This window comes from Microbacterium sp. NPDC089987 (assembly GCF_044748505.1).
Lineage (GTDB): Bacteria > Actinomycetota > Actinomycetes > Actinomycetales > Microbacteriaceae > Microbacterium.
The window spans coordinates 371,006-396,526 of record NZ_JBIVGE010000001.1 but is presented as its reverse complement, the minus strand read 5'-3'; the positions used below and the strand labels follow the sequence as shown (position 1 = coordinate 396,526).

At 70.4% G+C, this 25,521-nt stretch carries 28 protein-coding genes; all 28 read left to right on the top strand.

Annotated elements, in window-relative coordinates; genetic code table 11:
- Positions 1–16: 16 nt before the first annotated feature.
- Positions 17–358 (top strand): flagellar basal body rod protein FlgB, encoded by a 342-nt coding sequence (locus tag ACIPV2_RS01850; RefSeq protein ID WP_400837689.1) that lies wholly within the window; start codon positions 17–19, stop codon positions 356–358.
- Positions 355–747: a flagellar basal body rod protein FlgC gene (locus ACIPV2_RS01845; RefSeq protein ID WP_400837686.1), complete on the top strand. Its 393-nt coding sequence runs from the start codon at positions 355–357 to the stop codon at positions 745–747. The genes ACIPV2_RS01850 and ACIPV2_RS01845 overlap by 4 nt, the downstream gene beginning before the upstream one ends.
- Complete coding sequence (gene fliE / locus ACIPV2_RS01840) at positions 747–1,049, top strand: flagellar hook-basal body complex protein FliE (RefSeq protein ID WP_400837681.1); 303 nt, start codon at positions 747–749, stop codon at positions 1,047–1,049. Before ACIPV2_RS01845 ends, fliE begins: the two co-directional genes overlap by 1 nt.
- On the top strand, positions 1,049–2,683 hold the full coding sequence (fliF, locus tag ACIPV2_RS01835) for a flagellar basal-body MS-ring/collar protein FliF (protein ID WP_400837678.1): 1,635 nt from the start codon (positions 1,049–1,051) through the stop codon (positions 2,681–2,683). Before fliE ends, fliF begins: the two co-directional genes overlap by 1 nt.
- Positions 2,680–3,678, top strand: a complete 999-nt coding sequence (fliG, locus tag ACIPV2_RS01830; RefSeq protein ID WP_400837675.1) for a flagellar motor switch protein FliG — start codon at positions 2,680–2,682, stop codon at positions 3,676–3,678. Before fliF ends, fliG begins: the two co-directional genes overlap by 4 nt.
- Complete coding sequence (locus ACIPV2_RS01825; protein WP_400837672.1) at positions 3,668–4,273, top strand: FliH/SctL family protein; 606 nt, start codon at positions 3,668–3,670, stop codon at positions 4,271–4,273. The genes fliG and ACIPV2_RS01825 overlap by 11 nt, the downstream gene beginning before the upstream one ends.
- Positions 4,270–5,565, top strand: a complete 1,296-nt coding sequence (locus ACIPV2_RS01820; protein WP_400837669.1) for a FliI/YscN family ATPase — start codon at positions 4,270–4,272, stop codon at positions 5,563–5,565. Before ACIPV2_RS01825 ends, ACIPV2_RS01820 begins: the two co-directional genes overlap by 4 nt.
- On the top strand, positions 5,562–5,984 hold the full coding sequence (locus ACIPV2_RS01815) for a hypothetical protein (protein ID WP_400837667.1): 423 nt from the start codon (positions 5,562–5,564) through the stop codon (positions 5,982–5,984). The genes ACIPV2_RS01820 and ACIPV2_RS01815 overlap by 4 nt, the downstream gene beginning before the upstream one ends.
- Positions 5,981–7,459 carry a hypothetical protein gene (locus tag ACIPV2_RS01810; protein WP_400837664.1) on the top strand — a complete coding sequence of 493 codons (1,479 nt, stop codon included), beginning with the start codon at positions 5,981–5,983 and terminating at the stop codon, positions 7,457–7,459. The genes ACIPV2_RS01815 and ACIPV2_RS01810 overlap by 4 nt, the downstream gene beginning before the upstream one ends.
- 15 nt (positions 7,460–7,474) lie before the next feature.
- Positions 7,475–7,900: a flagellar hook assembly protein FlgD gene (locus tag ACIPV2_RS01805; protein WP_400837661.1), complete on the top strand. Its 426-nt coding sequence runs from the start codon at positions 7,475–7,477 to the stop codon at positions 7,898–7,900.
- Positions 7,901–7,910: 10 nt separating this feature from the next.
- Positions 7,911–9,068 carry a flagellar hook protein FlgE gene (locus tag ACIPV2_RS01800; RefSeq protein ID WP_400837659.1) on the top strand — a complete coding sequence of 386 codons (1,158 nt, stop codon included), beginning with the start codon at positions 7,911–7,913 and terminating at the stop codon, positions 9,066–9,068.
- 240 nt (positions 9,069–9,308) lie between these two features.
- Positions 9,309–11,423 carry an MMPL family transporter gene (locus ACIPV2_RS01795; RefSeq protein WP_400837656.1) on the top strand — a complete coding sequence of 705 codons (2,115 nt, stop codon included), beginning with the start codon at positions 9,309–9,311 and terminating at the stop codon, positions 11,421–11,423.
- The gene (locus ACIPV2_RS01790) at positions 11,389–12,867 is read left to right on the top strand and encodes a histidine kinase (protein WP_400837653.1); all 1,479 of its coding nucleotides are present in this window, start codon (positions 11,389–11,391) and stop codon (positions 12,865–12,867) included. The genes ACIPV2_RS01795 and ACIPV2_RS01790 overlap by 35 nt, the downstream gene beginning before the upstream one ends.
- Positions 12,864–13,481, top strand: coding sequence for a response regulator (locus ACIPV2_RS01785; RefSeq protein WP_400837650.1), 618 nt, complete (start codon positions 12,864–12,866; stop codon positions 13,479–13,481). Before ACIPV2_RS01790 ends, ACIPV2_RS01785 begins: the two co-directional genes overlap by 4 nt.
- A 28-nt stretch (positions 13,482–13,509) precedes the next feature.
- Positions 13,510–13,962: a DUF2871 domain-containing protein gene (locus ACIPV2_RS01780; protein WP_400837648.1), complete on the top strand. Its 453-nt coding sequence runs from the start codon at positions 13,510–13,512 to the stop codon at positions 13,960–13,962.
- Between the two features lie 103 nt (positions 13,963–14,065).
- Complete coding sequence (locus tag ACIPV2_RS01775) at positions 14,066–15,643, top strand: DHA2 family efflux MFS transporter permease subunit (protein ID WP_400839880.1); 1,578 nt, start codon at positions 14,066–14,068, stop codon at positions 15,641–15,643.
- Positions 15,644–16,024: 381 nt separating this feature from the next.
- On the top strand, positions 16,025–16,249 hold the full coding sequence (locus ACIPV2_RS01770) for a flagellar FlbD family protein (protein WP_400837645.1): 225 nt from the start codon (positions 16,025–16,027) through the stop codon (positions 16,247–16,249).
- Positions 16,249–17,088: a motility protein A gene (locus tag ACIPV2_RS01765; protein ID WP_400837643.1), complete on the top strand. Its 840-nt coding sequence runs from the start codon at positions 16,249–16,251 to the stop codon at positions 17,086–17,088. Before ACIPV2_RS01770 ends, ACIPV2_RS01765 begins: the two co-directional genes overlap by 1 nt.
- A complete protein-coding gene (locus tag ACIPV2_RS01760; RefSeq protein ID WP_400837640.1) occupies positions 17,085–17,894 on the top strand; it encodes a flagellar motor protein MotB in 810 nt (269 codons plus the stop codon). The genes ACIPV2_RS01765 and ACIPV2_RS01760 overlap by 4 nt, the downstream gene beginning before the upstream one ends.
- A gap of 48 nt (positions 17,895–17,942) precedes the next feature.
- Positions 17,943–18,857: a flagellar motor switch protein FliM gene (locus ACIPV2_RS01755; protein ID WP_400837637.1), complete on the top strand. Its 915-nt coding sequence runs from the start codon at positions 17,943–17,945 to the stop codon at positions 18,855–18,857.
- Positions 18,854–19,513, top strand: a complete 660-nt coding sequence (gene fliN / locus ACIPV2_RS01750) for a flagellar motor switch protein FliN (protein ID WP_400837634.1) — start codon at positions 18,854–18,856, stop codon at positions 19,511–19,513. The genes ACIPV2_RS01755 and fliN overlap by 4 nt, the downstream gene beginning before the upstream one ends.
- A gap of 1 nt (position 19,514) precedes the next feature.
- On the top strand, positions 19,515–19,982 hold the full coding sequence (fliO, locus tag ACIPV2_RS01745; RefSeq protein ID WP_400839878.1) for a flagellar biosynthetic protein FliO: 468 nt from the start codon (positions 19,515–19,517) through the stop codon (positions 19,980–19,982).
- Positions 19,979–20,923, top strand: coding sequence for a flagellar type III secretion system pore protein FliP (gene fliP, locus ACIPV2_RS01740; protein WP_400837631.1), 945 nt, complete (start codon positions 19,979–19,981; stop codon positions 20,921–20,923). Before fliO ends, fliP begins: the two co-directional genes overlap by 4 nt.
- Positions 20,920–21,195 (top strand): flagellar biosynthesis protein FliQ, encoded by a 276-nt coding sequence (fliQ, locus tag ACIPV2_RS01735; protein ID WP_400837628.1) that lies wholly within the window; start codon positions 20,920–20,922, stop codon positions 21,193–21,195. Before fliP ends, fliQ begins: the two co-directional genes overlap by 4 nt.
- A 1-nt stretch (position 21,196) precedes the next feature.
- Positions 21,197–21,958 carry a flagellar biosynthetic protein FliR gene (locus ACIPV2_RS01730; RefSeq protein WP_400837625.1) on the top strand — a complete coding sequence of 254 codons (762 nt, stop codon included), beginning with the start codon at positions 21,197–21,199 and terminating at the stop codon, positions 21,956–21,958.
- Positions 21,955–23,037 carry a flagellar biosynthesis protein FlhB gene (locus ACIPV2_RS01725; RefSeq protein WP_400837622.1) on the top strand — a complete coding sequence of 361 codons (1,083 nt, stop codon included), beginning with the start codon at positions 21,955–21,957 and terminating at the stop codon, positions 23,035–23,037. The genes ACIPV2_RS01730 and ACIPV2_RS01725 overlap by 4 nt, the downstream gene beginning before the upstream one ends.
- A gap of 49 nt (positions 23,038–23,086) precedes the next feature.
- On the top strand, positions 23,087–25,162 hold the full coding sequence (locus ACIPV2_RS01720; RefSeq protein WP_400837620.1) for a flagellar biosynthesis protein FlhA: 2,076 nt from the start codon (positions 23,087–23,089) through the stop codon (positions 25,160–25,162).
- A gap of 4 nt (positions 25,163–25,166) precedes the next feature.
- Entirely contained in the window at positions 25,167–25,412 is a 246-nt protein-coding gene (gene csrA, locus ACIPV2_RS01715; RefSeq protein ID WP_400837617.1) for a carbon storage regulator CsrA, read from the top strand.
- The last annotated feature ends 109 nt before the right edge of the window (positions 25,413–25,521 follow it).

Genomic DNA, 25,521 nt, shown 5'->3' with positions numbered 1-25,521 from the left:
GGATGGAAGCCGGTTCGTGTTCGATTCTGTGACCATGTCCGCGCTCTCGAGCGCGCTCGACGGCCTCTCGATGCGCCAGCGCGCGATCGCCGACAACATCGCCAACATCAACACCCCCGACTACCACGCCAAGCGCGTGCAGTTCGAGGACGCTCTGGCCGACGCCGTCAGGGCCGGCCACGGCCGGGCATCCGCCACCGTCGGCGAGTCGCTCGAGCCGACCCGCCTCAACGGCAACAACGTCAACCTCGACACCGAGACGCTCTCGAGCATCGACACGATGCTGCGGTACCAGTTCGCCACGCAGGCGATCAACGGCTCGTTCTCAACCCTGCGCGCAGCGATGAGGACCTCATGACCTTCGACGCGATCGGCATCGCCGCCACCGGACTGACCGCGCACCGCAAGTGGCTCGACGCGCTCAGCGACAACATCGCCAACATCAACACCGCTGTCACCCCTGCCGCCCCCGCGTTCCAGGAGCGCTACATCGCGGTCGAGAACAGCGCCTCCTCCCCCGGCGTGTACGTGGCAGGCACCGAGCTCGGCAGCGCCGAGGGCCGCCTCGTGCATCAGCCGGATCACCCGCTCGCCGATGCCGACGGGTACGTCCGCTACCCCGACATCGACCTCGGCGACCAGATGAGCCAGCTGATCATGGCGCAGCGCGGCTACCAGGCCAGCGCGGGCACCGTCGATCGCGTGCGCAACGCGTACGAGGCAGCCCTGCAGATCGGACGCAGCTGATGGACCCGATCTCCGGCATCGACGCGCTCTCGTCCGCGCTGCCCGCATCTCTGACCACCGCGCCGACCCGCAGCACCGGCGACGCGTCGTTCGCCACGAGCATCACCGGCGCGATCGACGAGCTGCGCGGTCTGCAGTCGGAATCCGACGCTCTGAAGGTCGCCGCCGTCACGGGCGACCTCGATGACATCCACTCGGCGATGATCGCGTCGACCCGCGCGTCCGTCACCCTCGAGCTCGTCGCCGCCGTGCGCAACAAGGGCGTCGACGCGTTCAACGAGATCATGCGGATGCAGGCCTGATGCCCACCGCGGTCACCAACATCTTCCAGCGCGCCCGTCGTGCGATCTCCGGCTTCACGATGGCGCAGCGCACCATCGCGATCATCGGTCTCGCCGTGCTGGCGCTCGGCATCGCGGCCCTGCTGAGCTGGGCCTCGCGTCCGACCATGACGCCCCTGTTCACCGGACTGAGCGCCTCGGATGCGAACGCGGTCGTCGAGCAGCTGCGATCGGCATCCGTCTCGTACGAGCTCACCGACGGCGGCGCGACGGTGCTGGTGCCCGAAGCCTCGGTGTACGACCAGCGGCTGGCAGCCGCGGCATCCGGCCTGCCGAGTGACAGCTCGGACGGCTACTCGCTGCTCGACGATCTCGGCGTGACCACCTCGGAATTCCAGCAGTCGGTGGCGTACAAGCGCGCCATCGAAGGCGAGCTCGCCGCGACCATCTCTTCACTGAAGGGCATCTCCGCCGCGTCGGTGCGCCTCGCCATCCCCGAGGAGAGCGTGTTCGTCTCGGAGACCGTCGACCCCACGGCCTCGGTGTTCATCGAGACCGGTCGTTCGGCGCTGAGCGCGACCCAGATCGAGGCGATCGTGCACCTCACCTCCGCGGCCGTGAGCGGGCTGAAGCCGCAGAACGTCGCGGTCGTCGACCAGAACGGACGCACCCTCTCGTCCGTCGGCGTGGGCGCCACCGGTGGGGTCGATCGTCAGGCCGGCGATTATGAAAGCCGCGTCGCCGAGAGCGTGCAGGAGCTGCTCGACAAGGTTGTCGGGCCCGGAAACGCCACGGTCACCGTGGTCGCCGAGATCGACCGTTCCGTCAACGAGCGCCTCGAAGAGACCTACACCCCCATCGAGGGAGGCGCCTCGTCGTCTGAGCACACGCGCACCGAGACGGGCAACGGCGGCCAGGGCGGCGCCGGCGTGCTCGGGCCCGACAACATCGCGGTGCCCTCGAACGGCTCGGGCACATACGAGGTGACCGAGGAGACCCGCAACAACCTCGTGAACAAGGCCACGCAGACGACCAGCACCCCGGCAGGCTCGATCACCCGGCAATCGGTGTCGGTCGCCGTCGACGCCGGTGTCGGCGAGGAGATCGGCTCCGGCCAGCTCAGCGACCTCGTCGCGGCCGCCGCCGGCATCGACCGCACCCGTGGCGATCAGCTGACCGTCGAGATGGTGCCGTTCAGCCAGCAGGATGCGAAGGCAGCTCAGGCGGCCCTGGATGCCGCGAAGAAGGCAGCCGAAGACGAGCAGCGCATGGCCCTGCTCGGCACCGCTCTGACGGTCGTCGCGATCGCAGCGCCGCTGCTGGCCGTGGTCATCTTCCTGATCGTGCGTGCGCGCCGGAAGGCGCGCGAACCGGATGAGTTCGACGCCATGTTCGGAGAGCGTGCTCCGTCGGTGGCCGCCTACGCCGGCGCCGCGGCCCTCGAGTCACCGCTGACCGTGCCGCTGCCGCTCACTGCCCCCGACCCCCTTCCCCTGCCGGCCACCGAGGTGCTGCCCGAACTCGAGATCGAGGCGGAGCCGGCCCAGGTCAGCCTCGAGCGCCGCCGCGGCGAGATCGAGACGCTCAGCCGTCGCGACCCGGAGCGCACCGCCGAGCTGCTGCGCACGATGCTCTCGGATCGAGCGAGCGTATGAAGACTCTGAGCGGACGGCAGAAAGCCGCGGTCGTCCTGATGAACATCGACCGCGCCGCCGCGATCGAGGTGATGAAGCATCTCTCCGAGGCCGAGGCCGAGGCGATCACGGCCGAGATCATCGGGCTGCAGAGTCTGGATGCCACGACGACCGCGCACGCGCTCGGCGACTTCCAGCGGATCGCTGCCGGCCACCTGCCGCCCGGACGCGGCGGACGAGACATCGCGGCGAGCCTGCTCGAGGCGTCGTTCGGCTCCGAGCGCGCGGCGGCGCTGCTGGGCCGGGTCGGCTCGACGAATTCCGCATTCGACTTCCTCACCGCGGCCGACCCCGCTCAGGTCGCCGGTCTGCTGGACGGCGAGCTTCCGCAGACGGTCGCGCTGGTGCTCGCGCACCTGCCCACCGACCGGGCGGCAGCGGTGCTCGCCGCACTCCCCGAGGCCGCTCGCACCGACGTCGCCCATGCGATCGCGACGATGGGAACGGCGACGCAGGATGCCATCGCGATCGTCGCGGAATCGTTGAAGGCGCGCACCGGTCTGCTGGCGACGCGCGACGCCCCCGAGCGACTGGGCGGCGTCGAGCCGCTGGTGGAGATCATCAACCGCTCGGATGCCGCGATCGAGAAGGCACTGCTCGAGAGCATCGAGAACCGCGACCGCTCTCTCGCCGACGACATCCGCTCGCGCATGTTCACCTTCGCCGACATCGTCCGCCTCGACGATCGCGACGCCCAGCGCGTGCTGCGCGGAGTCGACATCCGGGCACTGGCCCTCGCGCTGAAGGGCGCAAACGAGGGCATCGCCGAGGTGATCCGTCGCAACGTGTCCGAGCGCAACCGGGAGAACCTCGACTTCGAGACCCGCAGTCTCGGCCCGGTGCGCATCTCGCAGGTCGAGGAGGCCCGCGCCGAGATCGTGCACATGCTGCGCGGCATGGAGGCGGCCGGGGAGATCTCGGTGCAGCGCACCGACGAGGACGAGTATGTCTACTGAGGCATTCGCCCCCGCGGTCTTCCCGCGTCTGCGCGACTCCGACGCCGACGCGGAGCGCCGTCGGGCGCGGCAGCGCGGCTACGCGGACGGACACGCCGAGGGCTTCCGCGTGGCAGCCGCCGACGCCGCGGCAGCCGCTGCGGTCGCGCGCGCTGAGCGCGAGCGGGCGGATGCCGACGCGGCTCGCGCCCTGGCATCCGCCCTCGCCGCGCTTGAATCCGCCGCCGACGCACTGGCGGCCCGCACCGCCGCCCTCGCGCAGGCGGAGGAGCAGCGGATCTCGGCACTCGCGGTGGAGCTCGCCGAGACGATCGTGGGCGAGGCTCTGGCTGACCGGGACTTCGCGGCGCTGAGCGCTCTGCGCAGGGCCCTGTCGGCGAGCGACGGCGAGCGGCCGATCGAGGTGCGGCTCAGCGCCGCGGACCAGCGCCTCGTGCACGAGCGCGGCGCGGTGCCGCCCAGTGTCTCCCTCGTGGTCGACGACACGCTCACCGCCGGCGACGCGCTGGTCGTGCTCGACGACGGCATCGTGGATGCCCGGATCGACGCCGCGCTGGAGCGCGCGCGACGCGCCCTCGACGAGGTGTCGCCATGAGCGCCTGGCCGGCGGTGCTCGCCGCCGCCCGCCCGGAGAGGATCGGCACGGTCTCTCGGGTGCGCGGGCTCGGCGTGGAGGTGCGCGGGATTCACGGCGCCGTGGGCGACCTGGTGCGCCTCGGGGACGACGTGGACGCCGAGGTCGTCGCGACCGGCCCCGACGGCCTGAGCTGCATGCCGCTCGCATCGACATCGGGACTCACTCTCGGCATGCCGGTGCGCAGCCGCGGCGGCCGCCTGCGCGTGCCGATCGGGCCGGACCTGCTGGGTCGGGTGCTCGACGGGCTCGGCCGCCCCATCGACGGCAAGGGCCCGCTCAGGGCGCCGATGGTCGACCTCGATCACGCCGCGCCGTCGATCCTCGGACGTGACCGGATCGTGAGTCAGCTTCCGCTGGGCGTTCGCGTGCTCGACACGGTGATCGCGGTCGGACGCGGCCAGCGCGTGGGCCTGTTCGCCGGGTCCGGCGTAGGCAAATCGTCGCTGCTGTCGATGGTCGCACGGGGCACCGAAGCGGATGCCACGGTGATCGCCCTGGTCGGCGAGCGCGGTCGCGAGGTACGGGAGTTCCTCGAAGACGATCTCGGTCCCGAGGGCCTCGCGCGCTCGGTCGTCGTCGTGTCGACCTCCGACCAGCCGGCGATGACCCGCATCCGGGCTGCATACACGGCGACGCGCATCGCTGAGGGCTTCCGCGACGAGGGCGCGCACGCGATCCTCATGATGGACTCGCTGACCCGCGTCGCGATGGCGCAGCGGGAGATCGGCCTGTCAGCCGGTGAGCCGCCCGCGACCCGCGGCTACCCGCCGTCGACCTTCTCGATCCTCGCCGGTCTGCTCGAACGGGCGGGCACCGACCGGGGCGGCTCGGTCACCGGCATCTACACCGTGCTCGTCGACGGCGACGACCACAACGAGCCGATCGCCGACGCCGTGCGCTCGATCCTCGATGGCCACGTCGTGCTCGACCGCGCGCTCGCGCTCTCGGGGCACCACCCCGCGATCGACGTGCTGGCATCGGTCTCACGAGTGGCGGGCAAGATCACCTCGGCCGAGCAGCGCGCCGCGACGACGACGCTTCGAGCCGTGCTCGCCGCGCGTCGCTCGGCGAACGACTTGATCGACATCGGGGCCTACCAGCCGGGGGCCAACCCGAAGGTGGATGCGGCGATCGCCCACGAGCGCGAGATCTCGAACTTCCTGACCCAGCCGCTCGACGAGATCACCACACCGGCCGAGGCATGGCAGCGGCTGGAGCGACTCGCCGCAGATCTCGGAGGTGCGCGATGACCCGCTCGTTCTCACTGGCCGGGCTGCTGCGCGTGCGGTCGATCCAGGAGCGCGCGGCCGCTCAGGAGCTGTCGCGTGCCGTCATCGAAGAGAACCAGACCCGCACACGCGAGCGTCACCTGCGCGCCGCGCTGGCCGCGACCGACTCGGATGCCGTCGACGTCCGCTCTCTGGCTGCCATGGCCGCGGCGCGCGTGGCCAGTCGCAGCATGCTCGCCGACCTCGAGTCACTGGCACAGGTGCAGCAGCAGGCCGTCGAGGAAGCCCAGACGGCGCACAGCGAGGTGCGCCGCGAGGTGCGCGGGCTCGACCGGCTCGCCGCCGCCCACGTGGCGCGGATGCAGGCCGACGAGCTGCGCGCCGAGCAGCACGAGCTCGACGAGATCGCTCTGCGCCGCGGAGCCGAGGAGAACGCATGAGCCTGCCCATCGCGGTCACGCCCTCCCCCGCGCGGGGCATCTCCTCCGCGCCGCGCGCCGATGGCGGATCAGCGGAGGACTTCGCCGCGGCCGTCCGTGAAGCCGAGGCGCCGACCGATTTCAGCACTGCGGGCGCAGCGGCGGGCACGCAGCTCTCCGTTGCACAGCGAGGTGACAAGGGCTCTGATCGAGGAGAGGACCAGACGGCAGCGGCCCAGCTCGTGATCGGCGGGCTGCTCGGTTCGACCGACGCCGGTGCCGCGAACGCGCCGATCGACATCGCCCCCGCGGAGACGGCCGCCGACCTGCCGTCTGGCGCCGGCGGGACGGCGGCTCCGGATGCTCAGTTCTTCGAGCAGAGCCCGCTGACTCCGACCTCGCCGCAGTCGGCGTCGCCGCAGTCGGCATCACCTGAAGAGGCCGTCGATGCCGTCGCCGCGGCCATGGGAAGTGAGCGGTCTCTGCGGGCAGATGCGGAGATCGGGGCCTCAGGCCCCGCACAGGCGCCCGGCCACGCAGCTCGGGTTGCGGCCGCCGCGGACCGCGATGCGAGCGCCGGCGCTGCCGGATCAGCGCTCGGGCAGGGGCAGACGGCCGGGCAGGTGCCGATGGCCAGCCAGGGATCCGGTGCTGCCACCGGCAGCGGGCCCCAGGCGCCGGCTGTTCCGGGGCAAGCCGGTCAGGGTCAGGCCGGCCAGGTCACCGGCGCTGACGTCATCGCCGGGGCGCCGGCGGCCACGGGGACTCAGAGCTCTCCTTTGTCCACCGGCGCTGCTGAGATGCCGCAGTCATCAGGCGCGAAGGCGCTCTCCCCTGCTCAGCTAACAGATCTCCACGGGGCAGCGCGCACTCGCCCGAGCATCACCGGCCTCCAGAGCGCGCCAGGAGCTCCGGGAGCCGCCGAGAGCGCAGCGATCCCATCGGCCCCGACGGGGGCATCCGCTCCTCTCGCCGCGACTGCGGCCGAGGCGACCTCCGCCGCCGGCTCTGCCCGCCCTGCCCTGCTGCCGCAGCTCGCCGGGCCGGTGATCGCCCTGGCGCGGTCACCGCAGGGGCAGCACAGCATCACTCTCACTGTTTCGCCCGAGAACGTTGGACCGGTCACCGTCCGGGCGCACATCGTCGGCAGCAGCATCCGTCTCGAACTGCACTCCCCCTCGGATGCCGGCCGCGACGCTCTGCGGGTCATCCTCGCCGACCTGCGCCGCGACCTCTCCGTCGCCGCACCCGGTGCATCCGTCGATGTGTCCGCGCGCGACACCTCCTCCGGCTCGTCCCCCGATGCGCAGGCGCGACCCGACTCGGGACGCTCTGAGACGCAGGCACGCGGCGACGCCCAGGCCCGCGGCGACCAGCAGCGTCCGCACTTCGGCGCCGCCGAGGCAAGACAGGCCTCGGTCCCGGCATCCGTCGGCCACACGCATGCCCCCACCGACCCCTCGTCGTCGCAATCGCGCATCGACGTGTACGCCTGAGAGATAAGGAGCACGATGACCTCCGTCGAACCCATCACGGCCGCCAGCGGCGTGCACACCGGCAGCACGACACCCACTGCCACCCAGAAGAAGACCCTCGACTCCGAGGTGTTCCTGAAGCTGCTGGTCACCCAGCTGTCGAACCAGGACCCGAGTTCGCCGATGAACACCAACGAGATGATCGCGCAGACCACGCAGCTCGCCTCGATGGAGCAGCTCACGCAGCTCACGACGATGACGTCCGAGAGCTTCGCGCTGAGCATGCGCCACACCGCTGCCGCGCTCATCGGCCGCGAAGCGCAGTACGTCGACGCCGACGGTGTGTCGCACACCGGCGTCGTCTCCTCGGTCTCTTTCGCCGGCGCCGTCCCCCTCGTCACGATCGGCGACAAGAACGTCCCGCTCGACGCCCTCTCCGGCCTGACTCTCACCTCCTCCTGAAAGGCTCACCATGCTCCGCTCGCTCTTCTCCGGAATCTCCGGCCTGCGCACCCACCAGACCATGCTCGACGTCACCGGCAACAACATCGCCAACGTCAACACCGTCGGGTTCAAGTCATCCGCCGTGCAGTTCCAGGACTCGCTCTCGCAGCTCGTGCAGAACTCGATGGGCCCGCGCGCCGACGCCGGAGGCTCGAACCCGGCACAGGTCGGCCTCGGCGTGCAGCTCGCCGGCATCCGCACCAACTTCTCCTCCGGCGCCCCGCAGCCCACCGGCGTGCCGACCGACCTGATGATCTCCGGCGACGGCTTCTTCATGGTGCGCTCCGGCGGCGAGACGCTCTACACCCGTAACGGAGGCTTCTCGTTCGACGCCGCCGGCCGGCTCACCAGCGCGGACGGAGCCCTCGTGCAGGGCTGGACCGCGCAAGACGGCGTGATCACGGGCGGCCAGGCGCTGGGCAGCATCACACTGCCGGTGGGCGCGGTCGTGCCCGCTGTGCGCACCGACACTGCCGCTGCGACGGGCAACCTTCCGGCCGAGACCGACCCGAAGGCACCGCTCGTCCGCGACATCCAGGTCTACGACGCGGGCGGCAAGGCCACCACGCTGCGTCTGACTTTCACCCGCACTGCGGGCGGTTGGGATGTCGAATCCGGCGGGAACACGATCTCTCTCACGCTCGAGAACGGCGAGCTGACCGGTCCGAAGCAGATCACCTCGGGCGACGTCACCGTCGACCTGTCAAAGCTCACCGGCTTCAGCAACGTGAGCACCGTCGCCGTCACCGAGCAGAACGGACGCCCCGCCGGCACGCTCTCGTCGTACGCGCTCACCGAGGACGGCAGCCTCATGGGCACGTTCAGCAACGGCGAATCACGGGTGCTCGCACGGGTCGCGCTCGCCGGGTTCACCAACCCGGGCGGTCTCGAGAAGACCGGCTCGTCGCAGTTCCGCCCCACCGCGAACTCCGGTCAGGCGACCGTGGGACAGGCCGGCCAGGACGGCATGGGCGGCATCATCAGCGGCGCACTGGAGATGTCGAACGTCGACCTGTCGCAGGAGTTCACGAACCTCATCGTGGCCCAGCGCGGATTCCAGGCCAACGCCCGCATCATCACGACGAGCGACGAGGTGCTGCAGGAGCTCACCAACCTGAAGCGCTGATCCCCCGCCGGCGCTGATGCGTTCGGGCCGTCGGCTCGCCGGCATCCGGCATCCGGCCGCGCCGCTCGCGGGTCCCGAATGGCCGCCTCGTCCCGCGCGAGGCGGCCATTCGCGACCTGCGGGCAGGTCACGAGCGACTGCGCGCCACCCGGATCCGCGCGCGTCTCATCCTTTCGGCTGAGACGCACTTCACCCTTGCTCGCGATGTGCCGCGGATCGCGCGCTGGTGGAGTGGATGTCATGCCAGATTCTGCTGTTCGTCCCTCCCTCTCCGACCGGCTGACCTCGCGCCGAGGTGCCTGGGTCTCGCTGGGTCTCGTCCTGCTCGTGATGGTGCTGCTGTTCGGCGCGTTCGGTTCAGCGAAGGCGCCTGAGGGCAACGCCGCAGCGCCGACCGACTCCGAGTCGGCGCGCACGAGCGCGCTGCTCGACGAGTTCCCGAACGCGGATCGGCAGTCGGTGCTCGTGGTCACCACGCGAGACGACGGCGCGGCCCTCACCGATGCCGATCTCGCCGGTCTGACGGAGCTGCTGCCCGTGCTCGACGAGCGGACGGATGCCGATGCCACCGGACCCCTGGTGAGCGAAGACGGCAAGGCCGCGCTGCTCGTCGCTCCGATCACCGTCGGCGAGACGAACACGGCCACGGCGGAGGTGGTCGGCGACATCCGCGCAGACCTCGCCGACAACCGCATCGACGGCCTCAGCTCGCAGGTCACCGGTGGGCCTGCGTTCGGCGCCGATGTCGCATCGGCGTTCGAGGGCGCCGACTTCACGCTGCTGCTCGTGACGATCCTCATCGTCGCGGTGCTGCTGATCATCACCTACCGCTCGCCGGTGCTCTGGCTGATCCCGCTGGTCGTCGTCGCGCTGGCCGACGGTCTCGCCGGTCGCATGACGGCTGCCGCAGGTGCGGCCTGGAACCTGCAGTTCGACGCCGGCATCATCAGCGTGCTGGTGTTCGGCGCCGGCACGAACTACGCGCTGCTGCTCATCTCCCGCTACCGCGAGGAGCTGCTCGAGACCGAGAGCCACCGGCGCGCCCTCAGCATCGCCTGGCGTCGCGCGGCGCCCGCCATCCTCGCCTCGAACGTCACCGTCGTGCTCGCGCTGCTCACCCTCGTGCTCGCCGTCATCCCCGGCACGCACGGGCTGGGAGTTTCCAGCGCGATCGGCCTGCTGATCGCCCTGACCGCCGTGCTGTTCCTGCTGCCGCCGCTGCTGGCGGTGTGCGGCCGTGGCGTTTTCTGGCCGTTCGTGCCGCGCCCCGGTCAGACCCGCGTGCAGGGTCGCGCCTGGCGATCCCTCGCGACCCGGGTCGTGCGCCGGCCCGCGCTGAGCCTCATCGGCGGCGTGGCGCTGCTGGCCGTCATGGCCATGGGCCTCATCGGCACCTCGGTCGGACTCGACCAGATCGAGAAGTTCCGCGTGCAGTCCGAGTCGGCGACGGGTCTCGAGGTGCTCTCGCAGCACTTCCCTGCCGGTGAGGCGCAGCCGATCCTCATCGTCGCCGACAGCGACCACGCCGACGACGTGCTCGCCGCGATCGACGATGTGGAGGGCGTGGTGCGCGCGCATCCGGCCGGCGAGACCGCCGACGGCTCCCTGACCAAGCTAATGGTCACCAGCGAGTACGCCCCCAGCACCACGCAGAGCCTCGATCAGATCGCCGAGCTGCGCGACGCCGTGCACGCCGTCCCCGACGCGGATGCCCTGGTGGGCGGCGCGGTGGCCACCGACCTCGATGCCCGCGACGGCAACCAGCGGGACCTGCTGCTGATCGCCCCGCTCGTGCTCGCCGTCAGCTTCCTCGTGCTGCTCGTCCTGCTGCGGTCGATCGTGGCGCCCGTGCTGCTGCTTCTGGTGAATCTCGCCAGCGCGGTCGCCGCGATCGGCGCCGGCGCCTGGCTGAGCCGTGTGCTGCTCGGCCAGCACGCTCTCGACCTGCAGGTGCCGCTGCTGGCGTTCCTGTTCCTGGTGGCATTGGGCATCGACTACACGATCTTCCTCGTGCACCGCGCACGCGGCGAAGCCGGGAAGCACGGCACGCGCACCGGCATCGTCGAAGCGGTCACCCACACCGGCGGCGTGATCACCAGCGCCGGCATCGTGCTGGCAGCCGTCTTCGCCGCGCTGGGCGTGCTGCCCCTGGTCACTCTCGGACAGCTCGGTCTGATCGTCGGGGTCGGGGTGATCGTCGACACGCTGGTCGTGCGCACGGTGATCGTGCCCGCGATCTTCGCCCTCGTCGGCGACCGCATCTGGTGGCCGAGCCGTCCGGGCTCTTCGCCCAGCACCGGTTCGGAGGAAGAATCGACCCATGAGCCTCGTGAGCATGCCGCTGTCGCCCGGTGACGAGCCGGGTCGCGGAGGCGGGACGCCAGGCCGGGCCGGCCGTCCGGGTGACGCGCCGGCTGGCAGGATGCCGGGTCGCGTCCGCCGTGAGGGCGGGCACGGCGGCCGGATGGGACCCGCCTCCGCCGCCCCGACGGTGCGCGCGATGGAGATCGGTCAGCACGTCATCGCCGCAGGACTCGCCGCGATCGGCGCGATCCGCGCTGTCGCCGCCGGCACCCCGATCGCCGCGGCGATCATCGCCGGCGTGGCGATCCTCGCCTGGCACACGGCCGGAGCACTGCTGCCCCTGCGGTCACGGGCGCGCAGCGCCGCCATCTGGTGGCTCGTCGGCTTCGGCGCCGTGTGGATCGCGGCGGTCGCCGTGTCGCCCGAGTTCGTGTGGGTCGCCTTCCTGCTGTGGCTGCTCGCCGGTCACCTGCTGCCACTGCGCTGGGGTCTGGTGTTCTCGGGCGTGGTCTTCGCGGTCGTCGTCGTCGGGCCGATCGTGCACCACGGCGGCACCAGCTACGCGAACATCTTCGGGCCGCTCATCGGCGGGATCTTCGCCTTCGGCATCTCCCGCGGCTATCTGCAGCTGCTGCGGGATGCCGCGGAGCGGGAGCGTCTGCTGAGCTCGCTCACCCGCGCGCAGCACGAGATGGCCGACCTGCAGGACGAGCTCGCTCTCGCCCAGCGCGAGGCCGGCGCGATCGCCGAGCGCACCCGGATCTCGCGTGACATCCACGACACCGTCGCGCAGGGGCTCTCATCGATCCGGCTGCTCGCCCACGCGGGAGCCGCGCGCAGCACCGATGCCGAGGCCGCACGCACGCTCTCCCAGCTGGAGGATCTCGCCGGCGACAGCCTGGGCGACGTCCGGCGCATCGTCGCCGCGCTCGCTCCCGCTGAGCTCGACGGCAACGGGCTCGCGGAGGCGCTGAAGCGGATGCTGGATCGCACCCAGCAGGAGGCGGGGCTGCGCACCGAGCTGCACGTCGACGAGTCGCTGCCGGCGCTGCCGACCGCCGTCGAGGCCGCGCTGCTGCGCACCGCACAGTCGGCGCTCGCCAATGTGCGACTGCACGCCCGGGCATCCCGGGTCGTGATCAGCCTGATCGACGACGAGGGGTCGGTGCGGCTCGACATGATCGACGACGGCGTCGGATTCGACGTCTCGACCTGGGAGCGCGACCGCGAAGCGGGCTCGTCGAGCTACGGGTTGCGCTTCATCCGCGCCCGGCTGCGTGAGCTGGGCGGCGGCCTCGACATCGAGAGCGCGCCGGGCGAGGGCACCGCCATCTCGGTGTCGGTGCCGATCCATCCAGAGCAGACGCCACCGGCATCCGGTCCGGCCTCCTCACCGGCATCCGCTCGACCGGCATCACCTGAGCCAACCGCACCACCAGCACAGACCGATTCGGCCGCTCAGCCCGCCTCGCCCGAGACGAAGGAGACCCCGTGACCACCACCGTCCTGCTCGTCGACGACCACCCGGTGGTCCGCAGCGGCCTGCGCAGCGTGCTCGACACCGACACCGTCCGCGTGGTCGGCGAGGCGGCGACGGGCGAGGAGGCCATTGCCCTGGCCGCTCATCTGCGCCCCGATGTGGTGCTGTGCGATCTGCGCCTGGGAGCCGGCATCGACGGCATCCGGACCACCGCCGCGCTGCGCCGCCTCGACCCCGCCCCCGCGGTGCTGATCCTGACCACCTTCGACCGCGACGCCGAGATCCTCGGGGCGATCGAGGCGGGGGCCGCCGGCTATCTGCTCAAGGACGTCGCGCCCGAGACGATCATCGACGGCATCCGGCGGGCGCACGCGGGCGAGACGATCCTCTCCCCCGAGCTCGCCGCGCGCGTGCTGCAGGGCATGCGCAACCCGCTGCCCAAGCTCACCGACCGCGAGGTCGAGGTGCTGCGGCTGCTCGCGACCGGCGCCGGCAACCGCGAGATCGCCAAGACGCTCTTCGTCACCGAGGCGACCGTCAAGAGCCACATCGCCCACATCTTCACCAAACTCGACGTCGACAGCCGCTCCCGCGCGATCCACGTCGCCCAGCAGGTGGGTCTGCTGTGACCCGCCCACCCCTTCGAGAGGACCGTCCATGACGAAACTGTTCTACGCCGCCTTCGCCTACATGCTCGCGGGCGTGGCATCCGGCCTGTTCTACCGCGAGTTCACCAAGGCGAACGACTTCCCCGAGGGCGCGTTCACGCAACTCGGACTGGTGCACACGCACCTGCTCACGCTCGGCTTCATCGCGCTGCTGATCGTGCTCGTGCTCGAGAAGGTGTTCGCCCTCTCCCGCAGCCCGAAGCTGTTCGCCTGGTTCTTCTGGCTGTACAACGCCGGAGTGATCCTCACCGCCGCGATGATGGTCTGGCACGGCAGCCTCACCGTGCTGGGCGAGCAGTCGACGAAGATGATCGCCGGCATCGCCGGTCTCGGTCACATCCTGCTGACCGCTGCACTGATCCTGCTGTTCGTCACGCTGCGCAAGGCCGTCGTCGACGCGCGCGGGGCAGGCGTACAGTCGCCGATGACCGTGCAGGTCTGAACGGAGGCGAAGACTCGTGAGTGACGAAGAGACCGTGAAGGCAGACCGCACCGACGGCGGCGTTCCCGCGGCGGAGCCCGCGGCACCCACCCGACGGGAGTGGATCGCGCTGGCGGTGCTCTCGGTCGGACTCGGTCTCATCGTGCTCGACGGCACGATCGTCGGTGTCGCGCTGCCAGCCATCATCCGTGACCTGGGCCTCGACCTCACCGACGCCCAGTGGGTCAACAGCCTCTACGCGGTGGTGCTCGCCGCGCTGCTGCTCTCGACCGGCAGCCTGGCCGATCGCTGGGGGCGCAAGCGCCTCTTCCTGGCGGGGCTCGTCATCTTCATGGGCGGCAGTCTGCTCGCCGCCGTCTCTGCGAGCGCGGGTGCACTCATCGGCGCACGCGCCGTGCAGGCCGTCGGTGCGGCGCTGATCATGCCCTCGACGCTGTCGACGGTGAACGCCGTGTTCCGCGGCCGGTACCGGGCCGCGGCCTTCGGAGTCTGGGGCGCGGTCATCTCCGGTGCGGCCGCCGTGGGTCCGCTCGCCGGCGGCGCCCTGACCCAGTGGGCGTCGTGGCACTGGATCTTCCTCGTCAACCTGCCCGTCGGCCTGCTGCTGCTCGTCGCCGCGGCGATCGTCGTGCCCGAGACGCGCGGCCGCAAGACCCGCCCCGGCGTCGACGTCGACGGCGCGCTGCTCAGCGCGATCGGCTTCGGCGCGCTGGTGTTCGCGGTCGTGGAGGGGCCCGACCTGGGCTGGGGGACGCCGAAGAGCGAGCTGACGCTGTTCGGCTGGACGTGGTCGGAGGATGCCCCGATCTCGGCCGTCCCGGCGGCCCTGGCGATCGCGATCATCGCGCTCGTGCTCTTCGTCATATGGGAGCGGCACCGCGAGAAGGTGCAGCGCGAGGCGCTGCTGGATCTCGGGCTGTTCACGTTCTCGACCTTCTCGTGGGGCAATCTCACCGCCGCGATGGTCGCGATCGGCGAGTTCGCGATCATCTTCGTTCTTCCGCTGTTCCTCATCAACGCGCTGGGCCTGGACGTGATGGGCGCGGGGCTCGTGCTCGCCGCCATGGCGGTGGGCGCGTTCTTCTCAGGCGCCGCTGCCCGCCACCTTGCGGCGCGTTTCGGGGCACCGGGCACGGTGCTGCTCGGCCTCGGGCTCGAGATCGTCGGAACGCTGGCGCTGGCGCTGCTGCTGCGCGCCGACAGCGCCGGCTGGGTGGTCGCGCTGCCGCTGGTCGTCTACGGGCTCGGTCTGGGACTGGCTTCCGCGCAGCTGACCGGGACGGTGCTGCAGGACATCCCGGTGGGTGTCTCGGGGCAGGGTTCGGCGACGCAGAGCACGGTTCGGCAGGTGGGATCCGCGCTGGGCACGGCGATGGCCGGCACCGCTCTGTCGGTGTGGCTCGCGGTCTCGCTGCCCGCCGCGCTCGAGAACGCAGGTGTCACCGGCCCGGCGGCCGATCGCCTCGCGGAATCCACGCGGCTGTCAGCGGGAACGACCATCGCGCAGCTGCGGGCGCAGGGTGCAGGTTCGGCTTATGGCGAGCAGACGCCCACGGTGATCGACGCGCTGACCGGCGGATTCGCGGACGCCACGCGCGGTGCGCTGCTGGTGGCCACCGTCTTCCTCGTGCTGGGCTTCATCGGAGCGCTGCGCCTGAAGCGTGCGGCCGAGCGCCCGTAGCCGCGGCGCGCCCGCGGGTCCCAAAGGGGCGCCTCCCAGCATCCGAAGCGACCACATGGGACCACTCGACGAACCGGATGACCGCAGGCGTCGCCCGACACGCGCCCGCAGGTCCCAAAAGGCCGCCTGGCCACGCGCGAGGCGACCATTTGGGACCACTCGACGAACCGGATGCCCGCACTCGGCGCCCCACGCACGCCCGCAGGTCCCGAAGTGCCGCCTCGCCACGCGCGAGGCGACCACATGGGACCAGCGAGCAGAACACACGCAGGCCCACCACTAACGCGATGAGCGGGACTGCCGACAGTCCCCAGGGACGGACCAGGATGGGCCGTCGTCGCACCGGCTTCGCGCCGGGGCTGATCTTCCAGGATGGAGCTCATGATCGTCGTCACGCGTTTGAACCGCAGCAGGTTCGCGGTCAACTCCGACCTGATCGAAAGGGTGCAGGAATCCCCTGACACCACGATCGTCATGGTCGACGGCGCGCGTTTCGTCGTCCGCGAGACCATGGAAGAGCTCATCGCGCAGATCACCGCGTTCCGTGCGGGCGTGCTGGCGCAGGCATCCGGTCTCTCCGCCGCCGCTCGGGCCGAGGACCTCTGATGGACATCGGACTCATCCTCGGGCTCGCCCTCGCGTTCGGCTCGCTGCTCGCCATGATCAGCATGGAGGGCGCGTCGATCACGGCGCTGCTGCTGCCTGCGCCGATGATCCTCGTCTTCGGCGGCACCATCGCCGTCGGCATCGCGAGCGGCACGCTGCGCGACTTCCTGCACGCGATGAAGGCGCTGCCGCGGGCGTTCCGCGGCGAGCGACGCACGGCGCAGAGCATGATCAGCACCGTCGTCGGTCACGCCGAGAAAGCGCGCACCGAGGGGCTCCTGTCGCTCGAGCAGGGCGTCTCCGAAGAAAAGGATCCCTTCCTCCGCCAGGCGCTGCAGAGCATCGCCGACGGCATCGACGCCGAGGATCTGCGCATCCTGCTCGAAGACGAGATCGCCTCGGCAGCCGCACGCAACCGCACCGCCTCGCGGTTCTTCATGACTCTGGGCGGCTTCGCACCCACCGTCGGCATCATCGGCACGGTCGTATCTCTCACTCACACGCTCGAGAAGCTCGATCAGCCCGAGACGCTCGGCCCGATGATCGCCGCCGCCTTCGTCGCCACACTGTGGGGCCTGCTCTCGGCGAACTTCATCTGGCTTCCCATCGGCGGCCGCCTGCAGCGGCTCGGCGAACTGGAGCTGGAGCGCATGACCGTGCTCATGGAGGGGATGCTGGCCGTTCAGGCCGGCGCCGCTCCGGCGCACGTCGAAGAGCGCCTCGGCGCGCTCGTCTCGGATGCCACGCCGGCTAAGGACGGCAAGAGCAAGGGCAAGGCCGAGAAGAAGGGCCGAGAAGAGAGCGACACCACGTCACCGCTCTCCGAGGTCGGACTGTGAGCGTCCGGCGCCGCCGGCGCGTCGAGCCCGAGGGGCACTCCGGGCCAGACGAGCGGTGGATGGCGTCGTACCTCGACATGATCACCGTGCTGATGTGCATGTTCATCGTGCTCTTCGCCATGTCCACCGTCGACCAGGAGAAGTTCGCGGCGCTGAGCGCATCGCTGGCGACCGGGTTCGGACAGGAGAAGACCGACGAGGTCGACGTGTCGGAGGGCGTGGTCGTACCCGCGAACCTGCTCGACGAGGAGGGCGAGGGCTTCGCCGACGTCGAGATCTCGGCTGCCCAGAAGGAGTTCGACGATCTCTCGGCGCTGCGCGACCGCATCCGCGATGCTCTCGCCCAGCAGGGGCTGGCTGACGCTGCCACCTTCACGATCGACGCCCGGGGACTGACAGTCAGCCTGGTCAGCGCCGAGACCTTCTTCGCCACGAACAGCACGATGCTCACCCCCGTCGCCGCCGACATCCTGAATGCTCTCGGCTCTGTGCTGGTCAGCATCCCGAATCAGATCTCCGTCGAAGGCCACGCCGACAGCCGGCAGTCGGTCGCCCCGTTCGAGACCAACTGGGAGCTGTCGTCGGGCCGCTCCACCCAGGTGCTGCGCCACCTCGTGGAGGCGGGCGGCATCAACCCCGCCGTCATCCAGTCGGTCGGCTTCGGCGACGCACGGCCGGTGATGCCGGGCGCGAGTGCCGAGGCTCTCGCGCAGAACAGGCGAGTCGACGTCGTCGTGCTCTCGAATGCGGATGAGGAGGTGCGACAGCTGCTTCCGGGTCTGCAGGCGAAGGCGCCCTCCCGCTGATCGATCGTCCTGCTTACGCGCGCCGATCACCGCCCGATAGTCGGGGTCGTGGTGATCGAGGACAGCGCGCGTTCAGCCGTGCGCGCGGAGAGCAGCGTCGAGCTGTACGACTTCGGTCGTTCGACGACCCTGTCGCGCGAGCACGCCCGCATCCTCGAGATGTCGTTCGAGACGTTCGCCAGGCAGTGGGGTTCGCAGCTGTCCGCCCGCACGCACGGACGCTCGCACGTCGCCGTCGAGGCGGTCGCGATGCAGACCTACGACGAGTACGGCGGTTCGCTGCCGCCCGCGACGACGCTCGTCGTGTGCGCGCTGCCGGGCACCGACGCCCGCGCGGTGATCCAGTTCCCCGCCTCACTCGCCACCGCGTGGGTGGTGCAGATGGTCGGCGGCCGCCCGGTCGACACGGCCGAGGCCCGCCCCCTCACGCATATCGAGCAGGCGCTCGTCGGCGCGGTGATGAAGGATGCCATCGAGCACCTCACGCGCGCTCTCGACGGCCTGCTGCCCGAGGGCATCACGATCGCGGGCATGCAGCACAGCTCGCAGTTCACGCAGGTCGCCGCCGCCAACGAGCCCGTGATCGTCGCTCAGCTCTCGATCCGCTCCGGTGGCCGCGCGCTGGGTGCGAGCGTGATGCTTCCGGCATCCGTGATCCTGCGGGCGCTGTCGGCGGTCGCCACAGGGGTTCCCGAGATGGCTTCGCCCGGTGCCATCGACCGGCAGGTCGAGCAGACGCCGGTCGAGATCGCGCTGCGTCTCACGCCCCGCAGGGTGCGCCCGCACGAGGTGCTCGACCTCTCGGTCGGCGATCTGCTCACGCTTCCGCACGCCGCCGACCGTCCCCTCGATCTCATGGTCGGAGACCACCCCGTGGCCACGGCCGCCGTGGGCGCCAGCGGCGCCCGTCTCGCCTGCGTCGTCACCGCGACGACGTCCGTCACCGCTCAGGAGCCTTCGTGACCAGCAGCATCGCCTACGAATCCGCCGTCGCAGCCGCCCTCGCGGCGCGTCTGCCCACCGCGGCGCCCGCGACGGCTGTCGCGTCGCAGGCATCAGGCGACACCGGCGATGCGGTGATCGTGGGGTACGTCGGCGAGGCGAGTGCGCAGCTCGCGGTGCAGATCTTCGAGCCGGATGCCCTGATCGACGGCCTCGCCGACGCTCCGCTGAACGAGCGGCTGCAGGGCCCCCTCGAGGCTGCCGTCGGCGCGCTGGGCGCGGGCCGACTCGATGTGGCGACCCTCGGCGATGCCTCGGCGGTGTTCGCCCACCCGTCGGCGCAGGTGTTCGACCTGCAGGATGACGGCGGCCGCGTGCTGGGCCGCCTCGTCGTGCGCATCACGCGCGCTCCGCAGACGGCGCCCGCCGCATCGCGCCGCCTGCAGCGCATCGCTGGGGTCGAGATGGACCTCACCGTCGAGGTGGGGCGCACGCGGATGTCGGTGCGCGACGTGCTCGATCTTGAGCCGGGTCGCATCGTCGAGCTCGATCGCTCGGCCGGTGCTCCCGCGGACGTGCTGCTCAACGGCCGCGTGATCGCACACGGCGAGATCGTCGTCGTCGACCAGGACTACGCGGTGCGGATCACCCGCATCCTCGAGAACGCCGAGGCCTGATCTGGACGAGCTGCTCCTGCTGCTGCGCGTCGCCCTCTCGCTGGCGGCGGTGCTCGGGCTGCTCTGGTACGTGCAGCGCCGGGTCGGCAAGCGGATGCAGCAGCGGCGCGACGAGTCGAAGATCACCGTGGTCGCGCGACAGGCGCTCGGCGCGAAGGCGCAGCTCGTGGTCGTCGAGACCGATGACGCGCGGTATGTGCTGGGAGTCACCGAGCACGGGGTGAACCTCATCGAGCGGACGGCGGCCGAGCACATCACCCGCCCCGTCGTGCACGTCAGCACGGAGGAGCGGGCGAAGGGTGACGGCGCCGCCGTCACATTCGATGAGCTCCTGGCGGAGGAGCGGGCCGCGGAGCAGCCGTCGCTGCGTCGCCACCGCCGCCCCAGTTCGCCGGATCCGCTCAGCGGATCGATCCTCTCTGCGCAGACCTGGCGGCAGACGGCAGAGTTCCTGCGACGCACGCGATGAGCAGCGCTCTGAGCATCGCGCGGCGGACCGCAGCGCTGGCGCTGATCTGCGCCGCGCTGGTCGTCGCGTCGGTGCTGGGCACCGGTGTCGCCGCGCACGCCCGCACCGGGCATCCGACGGGATCTTCCCTCATCTCTGCTCCGGCATCGGCCCTCGCGTCTGCCCCCGCTTCAACGGCCGGATTCAGCGCCTTCGTCGCCCCGACCACGGTCGATGAACCCGACGACCCGGAGGCGCCCGTTCCGCCCACCGCTCCCGGGTCGGGCGACGAGGGCATCACCATCGACATCAACGGCGTCGACGGCTCGCCGTCGTCGTCGATCCTCACGCTGCTGGGCATCACGCTGCTGTCGATCGCGCCGGCGCTGCTGCTGATGATGTCGTCGTTCACGAAGATCTTCGTCGTGCTCGCCATGACGCGCAACGCGCTGTCGCTGCCGACCATCCCGCCCAACCAGGTGCTCGCCGGGCTCGCGCTGTTCCTGTCGATGTTCATCATGTGGCCGGTGCTGGTCGACATCAACACGGCGGCCGTGCAGCCGTACATCGACGGCTCGGTGACCTTCGCTCAGGCAGTGGATCTCGGCCAGCCGCCGTTGCGCGACTGGATGCTGCGCTACACCCGCGAAGAGGATCTCGCGCTGCTCACCAGGATCGCCTCGCTCCCGAATCCGGAGGATCCGCAGAGCGTGCCGCTGTACACGCTGATCCCCGCGTTCATGATCTCGGAGCTGCGCGCCGCGTTCATCATCGGGTTCGTCATCTTCGTGCCGTTCCTCGTGATCGACCTCGTCGTCGCCGCCGCGCTGATGTCGATGGGCATGATGATGCTTCCGCCGGTCATGATCTCGCTGCCGTTCAAGATTCTGCTGTTCATCCTCGTCGACGGGTGGGGACTTATCATCCGCACGCTGATCGAGAGCTACGGGGGTGTCGGATGAGTCCCGAGGCCGTGCTCGACATCGGCACGCAAGGACTGCTGGTGGCTGCGAAACTCGCCGCTCCGCTGCTGATCACCGCACTCGTGGTGGGTTTCGCCATCTCGCTGCTGCAGTCGATCACGCAGGTGCAGGAGGTGACGCTGTCGTTCGTGCCGAAGATCATCGCGGTCGGCCTCGCGCTGCTCATCGCCGGGAACTGGATGATCTCCGAGATCGTGCAGTTCACCGAGATGATGTTCGACCGCATCCCGCAGCTGCTGAGCGGCGGCTGACGTGCACATCCCGATCGACTTCGCCTGGCTGGAGGCGACGATGCTCGCCGGCGTGCGCATCACCGCGTTCGTCATGCTCGCACCTCCCTTCTCGTACGGCGGGTTCCCGGTGCGCATCAAGGCGATGCTGGCCATGGCACTCGCCCTCGCGATGTCGGGCGTGGTCTCTCCCGGATACGAGAACCTCGACACCGCGGCATTCCTCGGCGCGCTCGTCGTGCAAGTGCTGACAGGCGCGGTGCTCGGCTTCCTCGTTCTCGTGTGCTTCTCTGCCGTGCAGGCCGCGGGTGGCCTGATCGACATCTTCGGCGGCTTCCAGCTCGCTCAGGCGTTCGATCCGCAGTCGCTGGTCAACGGTGCGCAGTTCACCCGACTGCTGCACATGACCGCGTTCGCGTTGCTGTTCGCCTCGGGTGGCTATCAAGTCGTGCTCGGCGGCCTCGCTCGCAGCTTCGCCGCGGTGCCCGTCGACGGTCTGCTCGACCTCGCCTCGCCCGCCGAGATGCTCGTCGACGGGGTGGTGCAGATGTTCCTCGGCGCCGTGCAGATCGCAGGTCCGCTGCTGCTGGTGCTGTTCCTGGCGGATGCCGGTCTGGGCCTCATCACCCGTGTCGCACCGGCGCTGAACGCGTTCGCGATGGGCTTCCCGATCAAGATCCTGCTCACCCTCGTGCTCGCGGGCTTCACGTTCATCGCCCTGCCCGGGATCGTCGACGCTCTCACCACCGTAGCGATGCGCATGATGCAGGGGGTGGGGCGATGAGCGACAGCGGCGAGCGCAGCGAGAAGGCGACCGACAAGCACCTGCGCGAAGCCCGTCAGAAGGGCAAGCTCTCGCGCAGCCAGGATCTCACCGCCTGGCTGGGCATCGCCGCTGCGGGCATCACGATTCCTGCCGCAATGGCCGCCGGTGCGGCGGCCGGCACCGAGCAGCTCATCACGCTGCCGGCGATGATGAGCAACCCCTCCCCCCAGGCGGCGCTGGGCGTGCTGGGGCTCGGCCTCGGATCGGTGCTGCCCACCCTCGGCACGCTGCTCGTCAGCGTCGCCGTGGTCACCCTGATCGGCGCGGTGGTGCAGGGCGGCGTGCGGATGCGCAAGCTGTCGGGCCGCTTCGAGCAGTTCAACCTCGTCTCGGGTGTGAAGCGTCTCTTCGGCATGCAGGCGCTGTGGGAGGGGGCGAAGGCCCTGCTGAAGACCGCTGCGATCGGCGTGGCCCTCTGGGCCGTCATCGCGTCGCTGATCCCGGTGCTCTCGGTCAGCGGCGCGCACTCGATCACCCGTCTGCTCGGCACGGCGGCGGGCGGGACCGCGACGCTTCTTCAGGTCGCTGTCGCGGTCGGTCTCGGTCTCGCGGCCATCGACGTGTTCGTCGTGATGCGCCGCAACATGAAGCACACCCGCATGACCAAGCGCGAGATGCGCGATGAGCACAAGAGCTCCGAGGGCGACCCGCTGATCCGCCAGCAGCGCCGCTCGCGCCAGCTCTCGATGAGCCGCAATCGCATGATCGCCGCCGTTGCCGGATCGGACGTGGTGCTGGTGAACCCCACGCACGTCGCGGTCGCATTGCGTTACGAGATCGGCCGGTCTGCGCCGAAGGTGGTCGCGAAGGGCAAGGGCGTCGTCGCAGAGCGCATCCGCGAGCGGGCCGCCGAGGCCGGGGTGCCGATGGTGCGCGATGTGGCGCTCACCCGCGCGCTGCACGCGGCGTGCGAACTGGGCCAGGAGATCCCGGCGGAGCTGTACACAGCGGTGGCGCGGGTTCTCGTGTTCGTCGACATGCTGCGCAAGCGCGGGTCGGCGCGAGGCGTGCACGCGATCCCGGAGAGGACCGCCTGATGAGAGATCGTGCGAGCAGTTCGATGAGTCCGATGTGGAGGAGAAGCGCATGCGCGGAATGCTGAACCGGATCGCGGTGCCCATCGCGGTGGTGGGCATCATCATGCTGCTGGTCGTGCCGGTGCCGCCGCTGCTGCTGGATCTGCTGATCATCCTGAACATCCTGTTCGCGCTGGTGATCCTGCTGACGACCATGTTCATCCGGCGGCCGCTGGACTTCTCGGTGTTCCCGTCGCTGCTGCTCGTGGCGACGCTGTTCCGGCTCGGCCTCAACGTGGCATCCACCCGTCTCGTGCTCGGCGAGGCATACGCCGGGCAGGTGATCGAGGCGTTCGGCGCGATCGCCGTGGGCGGCTCGCTCATCATTGGCGCGGTCGTCTTCCTCATCCTCGTCGTCATCCAGTTCGTCGTGGTCACCAAGGGTGCCGAGCGGGTGGCGGAGGTGGGCGCGCGCTTCACCCTCGATGCGATGCCAGGCAAGCAGATGGCCATCGACGCCGACCTCAACGCCGGGCTCATCACCGATGCGCAGGCGCGCGAGCGGCGCGCCGAAGTCGCCGCCGAAGCGGACTTCTACGGTGCGATGGACGGAGCGTCGAAGTTCGTCAAGGGCGACGCGATCGCGGGCCTGGTGATCATCATCATCAACCTCGTCGGCGGCATCGCGATCGGCATGGTCTCGCACGGCATGGCCATCGAGGAGTCGGTCAGCACCTACAGCCTGCTCACGATCGGCGACGGCCTGGTCACGCAGATCCCCGCCCTGCTGATGGCCGTGTCGACCGGCATGATCGTGACCCGCTCGAACGCCGAGACCGAGATGGGCAGCGAGGCGTTCGCCCAGCTCGGGCAGTCGGTCAACGCGTTGAACATCGCCGGATGCGCGGCCATCGTGATGGCGTTCATCCCCGGCATGCCGATGCTGCCGTTCATGGTGGTCGGCGCGCTGCTGATCCTCGCTGCACAGCGCATCAGGGCGACGCAGGCAGATGCCGCGGCGGCCGAGGCCGACGAGCAGACGGCGCAGCCGGTGTCGTCCGACAGCACCGAGGAGCTGATGGAGCGGATGCGTGTGCACGCCCTCGAGATCCAGCTCGCCTCCGACGTGGTCGATCTTGTGACCGGCGGTCCTGACGACCTGCTCGCGCGGGTGAAGGCGCTGCGCCGGCGCATCGCGCTCGATCTCGGACTGGTCGTGCCGCCGGTGCGCACCCGCGACAGCATCGAGCTCCCCCCGTCGACCTACGTGATCCGCATCGCGGGCGTCGAGGCGGGGCGCGGCATCGTGCCGTCCGGGCGGCTGCTCGCCCTCGGCGCGGGGCTGGACACGCTGCCCGGCACGGCGGTGCACGACCCGGTCTTCGGCCTGGAGGGCAAGTGGATCCCGGTCGAGATGCGGCACAGCGCCGAGTTCGCCGGAGCGACCGTCGTGGATCGTGCGAGCGTCGTGATCACTCACCTGTCGAGCGTGATCCACGCCGGCGCCGCCCGACTGCTCAGCCGCGAAGACGTGCGCCAGCTCACCGACGCCCTCAAGCAGGTCTCCCCCGCGGCCGTCGAAGAGCTCACCCCCGCGCTGCTGTCGCTCGCCGAGGTGCAGCGCGTGCTGCAGGGGCTGCTGGCCGAGCGCGTCCCGATCAACGACCTCAGCCGCATCTACGAAGCGCTGGCGCTGCGCGCGAAGACGTCGACAGAGCCGGAGGGACTGATCGAAGCCGCCCGCGCTTCGCTGGGCCGTGCCATCGCCGCGCGATTCGCCGAAGACGGCGTGCTGCGGGTGATCATGATCACTCCGCTGCTCGAGCAGGCGATGCTCGAGAGCCTGCGCATGGGCGACGACGGTCCGCAGATCGTGTTCGACCCGCAGCGTATGGAGGCTGTCATCGAATCGGTGCGGCAGGCGGTCACTGCCGCTGCAGCCACGGACGGCGGGGAGCCCGTGCTCGTCTGCGCCCCCTCGCTGCGCTCCGCGGTGCGGCGGCTGGTGTCGGCGCAGACCGACGGACTGCCGGTACTGTCGTACACCGAGGCGAGCGGCTCGTTCACCATCGAGACGGTCGGGGTGGTGCGGGATGCCGCGCAGCCCGCTGTCAGCGGCACGGTTCCGCATGCGCCGCTAGGCTGATCTGATGCTGGTGTTGACAAGGCGTATCGGCGAGAGCGTGCTGATCGGCGACGAGATCGAGGTGACTCTGCTCGACGTCAAGGGCGACAGCGTGCGCCTCGGCATCAAAGCGCCGCGCGAGACGCGCATCCAGCGCTCCGAGATCGTGCAGGCGGTCGAGGCCGAGAATGTCTCGGCTGCGGCATCCGGCGCGAACGCCGCAGAAGACATCCTCGCCGCCCTCACGCGCCGCCGCGACGACAGCTCCTGACGCCCCGCGCGGCGCTGGCGCTGGTGCTCGCGCGCTCGCCCGCAGGTCCCAATTGGTCGCCTCAGCCCGCGCGATGTGACCACATGGGCCCTGTCGACAGAGTCAGCGT

Bases quoted from the DNA above. Each gene is read 5' to 3' on its own strand.
- ACIPV2_RS01845 (WP_400837686.1), top strand. From the start codon at position 355: ATGACCTTCGACGCGATCGGCATCGCCGCCACCGGACTGACCGCGCAC.
- fliE (WP_400837681.1), top strand. From the start codon at position 747: ATGGACCCGATCTCCGGCATCGACGCGCTCTCGTCCGCGCTGCCCGCA.
- fliF (WP_400837678.1), top strand. From the start codon at position 1,049: ATGCCCACCGCGGTCACCAACATCTTCCAGCGCGCCCGTCGTGCGATC.
- fliG (WP_400837675.1), top strand. From the start codon at position 2,680: ATGAAGACTCTGAGCGGACGGCAGAAAGCCGCGGTCGTCCTGATGAAC.
- ACIPV2_RS01825 (WP_400837672.1), top strand. From the start codon at position 3,668: ATGTCTACTGAGGCATTCGCCCCCGCGGTCTTCCCGCGTCTGCGCGAC.
- ACIPV2_RS01820 (WP_400837669.1), top strand. From the start codon at position 4,270: ATGAGCGCCTGGCCGGCGGTGCTCGCCGCCGCCCGCCCGGAGAGGATC.
- ACIPV2_RS01815 (WP_400837667.1), top strand. From the start codon at position 5,562: ATGACCCGCTCGTTCTCACTGGCCGGGCTGCTGCGCGTGCGGTCGATC.
- ACIPV2_RS01810 (WP_400837664.1), top strand. From the start codon at position 5,981: ATGAGCCTGCCCATCGCGGTCACGCCCTCCCCCGCGCGGGGCATCTCC.
- ACIPV2_RS01805 (WP_400837661.1), top strand. From the start codon at position 7,475: ATGACCTCCGTCGAACCCATCACGGCCGCCAGCGGCGTGCACACCGGC.
- ACIPV2_RS01800 (WP_400837659.1), top strand. From the start codon at position 7,911: ATGCTCCGCTCGCTCTTCTCCGGAATCTCCGGCCTGCGCACCCACCAG.
- ACIPV2_RS01795 (WP_400837656.1), top strand. From the start codon at position 9,309: ATGCCAGATTCTGCTGTTCGTCCCTCCCTCTCCGACCGGCTGACCTCG.
- ACIPV2_RS01790 (WP_400837653.1), top strand. From the start codon at position 11,389: ATGAGCCTCGTGAGCATGCCGCTGTCGCCCGGTGACGAGCCGGGTCGC.
- ACIPV2_RS01780 (WP_400837648.1), top strand. From the start codon at position 13,510: ATGACGAAACTGTTCTACGCCGCCTTCGCCTACATGCTCGCGGGCGTG.
- ACIPV2_RS01770 (WP_400837645.1), top strand. From the start codon at position 16,025: ATGATCGTCGTCACGCGTTTGAACCGCAGCAGGTTCGCGGTCAACTCC.
- ACIPV2_RS01765 (WP_400837643.1), top strand. From the start codon at position 16,249: ATGGACATCGGACTCATCCTCGGGCTCGCCCTCGCGTTCGGCTCGCTG.
- fliP (WP_400837631.1), top strand. From the start codon at position 19,979: ATGAGCAGCGCTCTGAGCATCGCGCGGCGGACCGCAGCGCTGGCGCTG.
- fliQ (WP_400837628.1), top strand. From the start codon at position 20,920: ATGAGTCCCGAGGCCGTGCTCGACATCGGCACGCAAGGACTGCTGGTG.
- ACIPV2_RS01725 (WP_400837622.1), top strand. From the start codon at position 21,955: ATGAGCGACAGCGGCGAGCGCAGCGAGAAGGCGACCGACAAGCACCTG.
- ACIPV2_RS01720 (WP_400837620.1), top strand. From the start codon at position 23,087: ATGCGCGGAATGCTGAACCGGATCGCGGTGCCCATCGCGGTGGTGGGC.
- csrA (WP_400837617.1), top strand. From the start codon at position 25,167: ATGCTGGTGTTGACAAGGCGTATCGGCGAGAGCGTGCTGATCGGCGAC.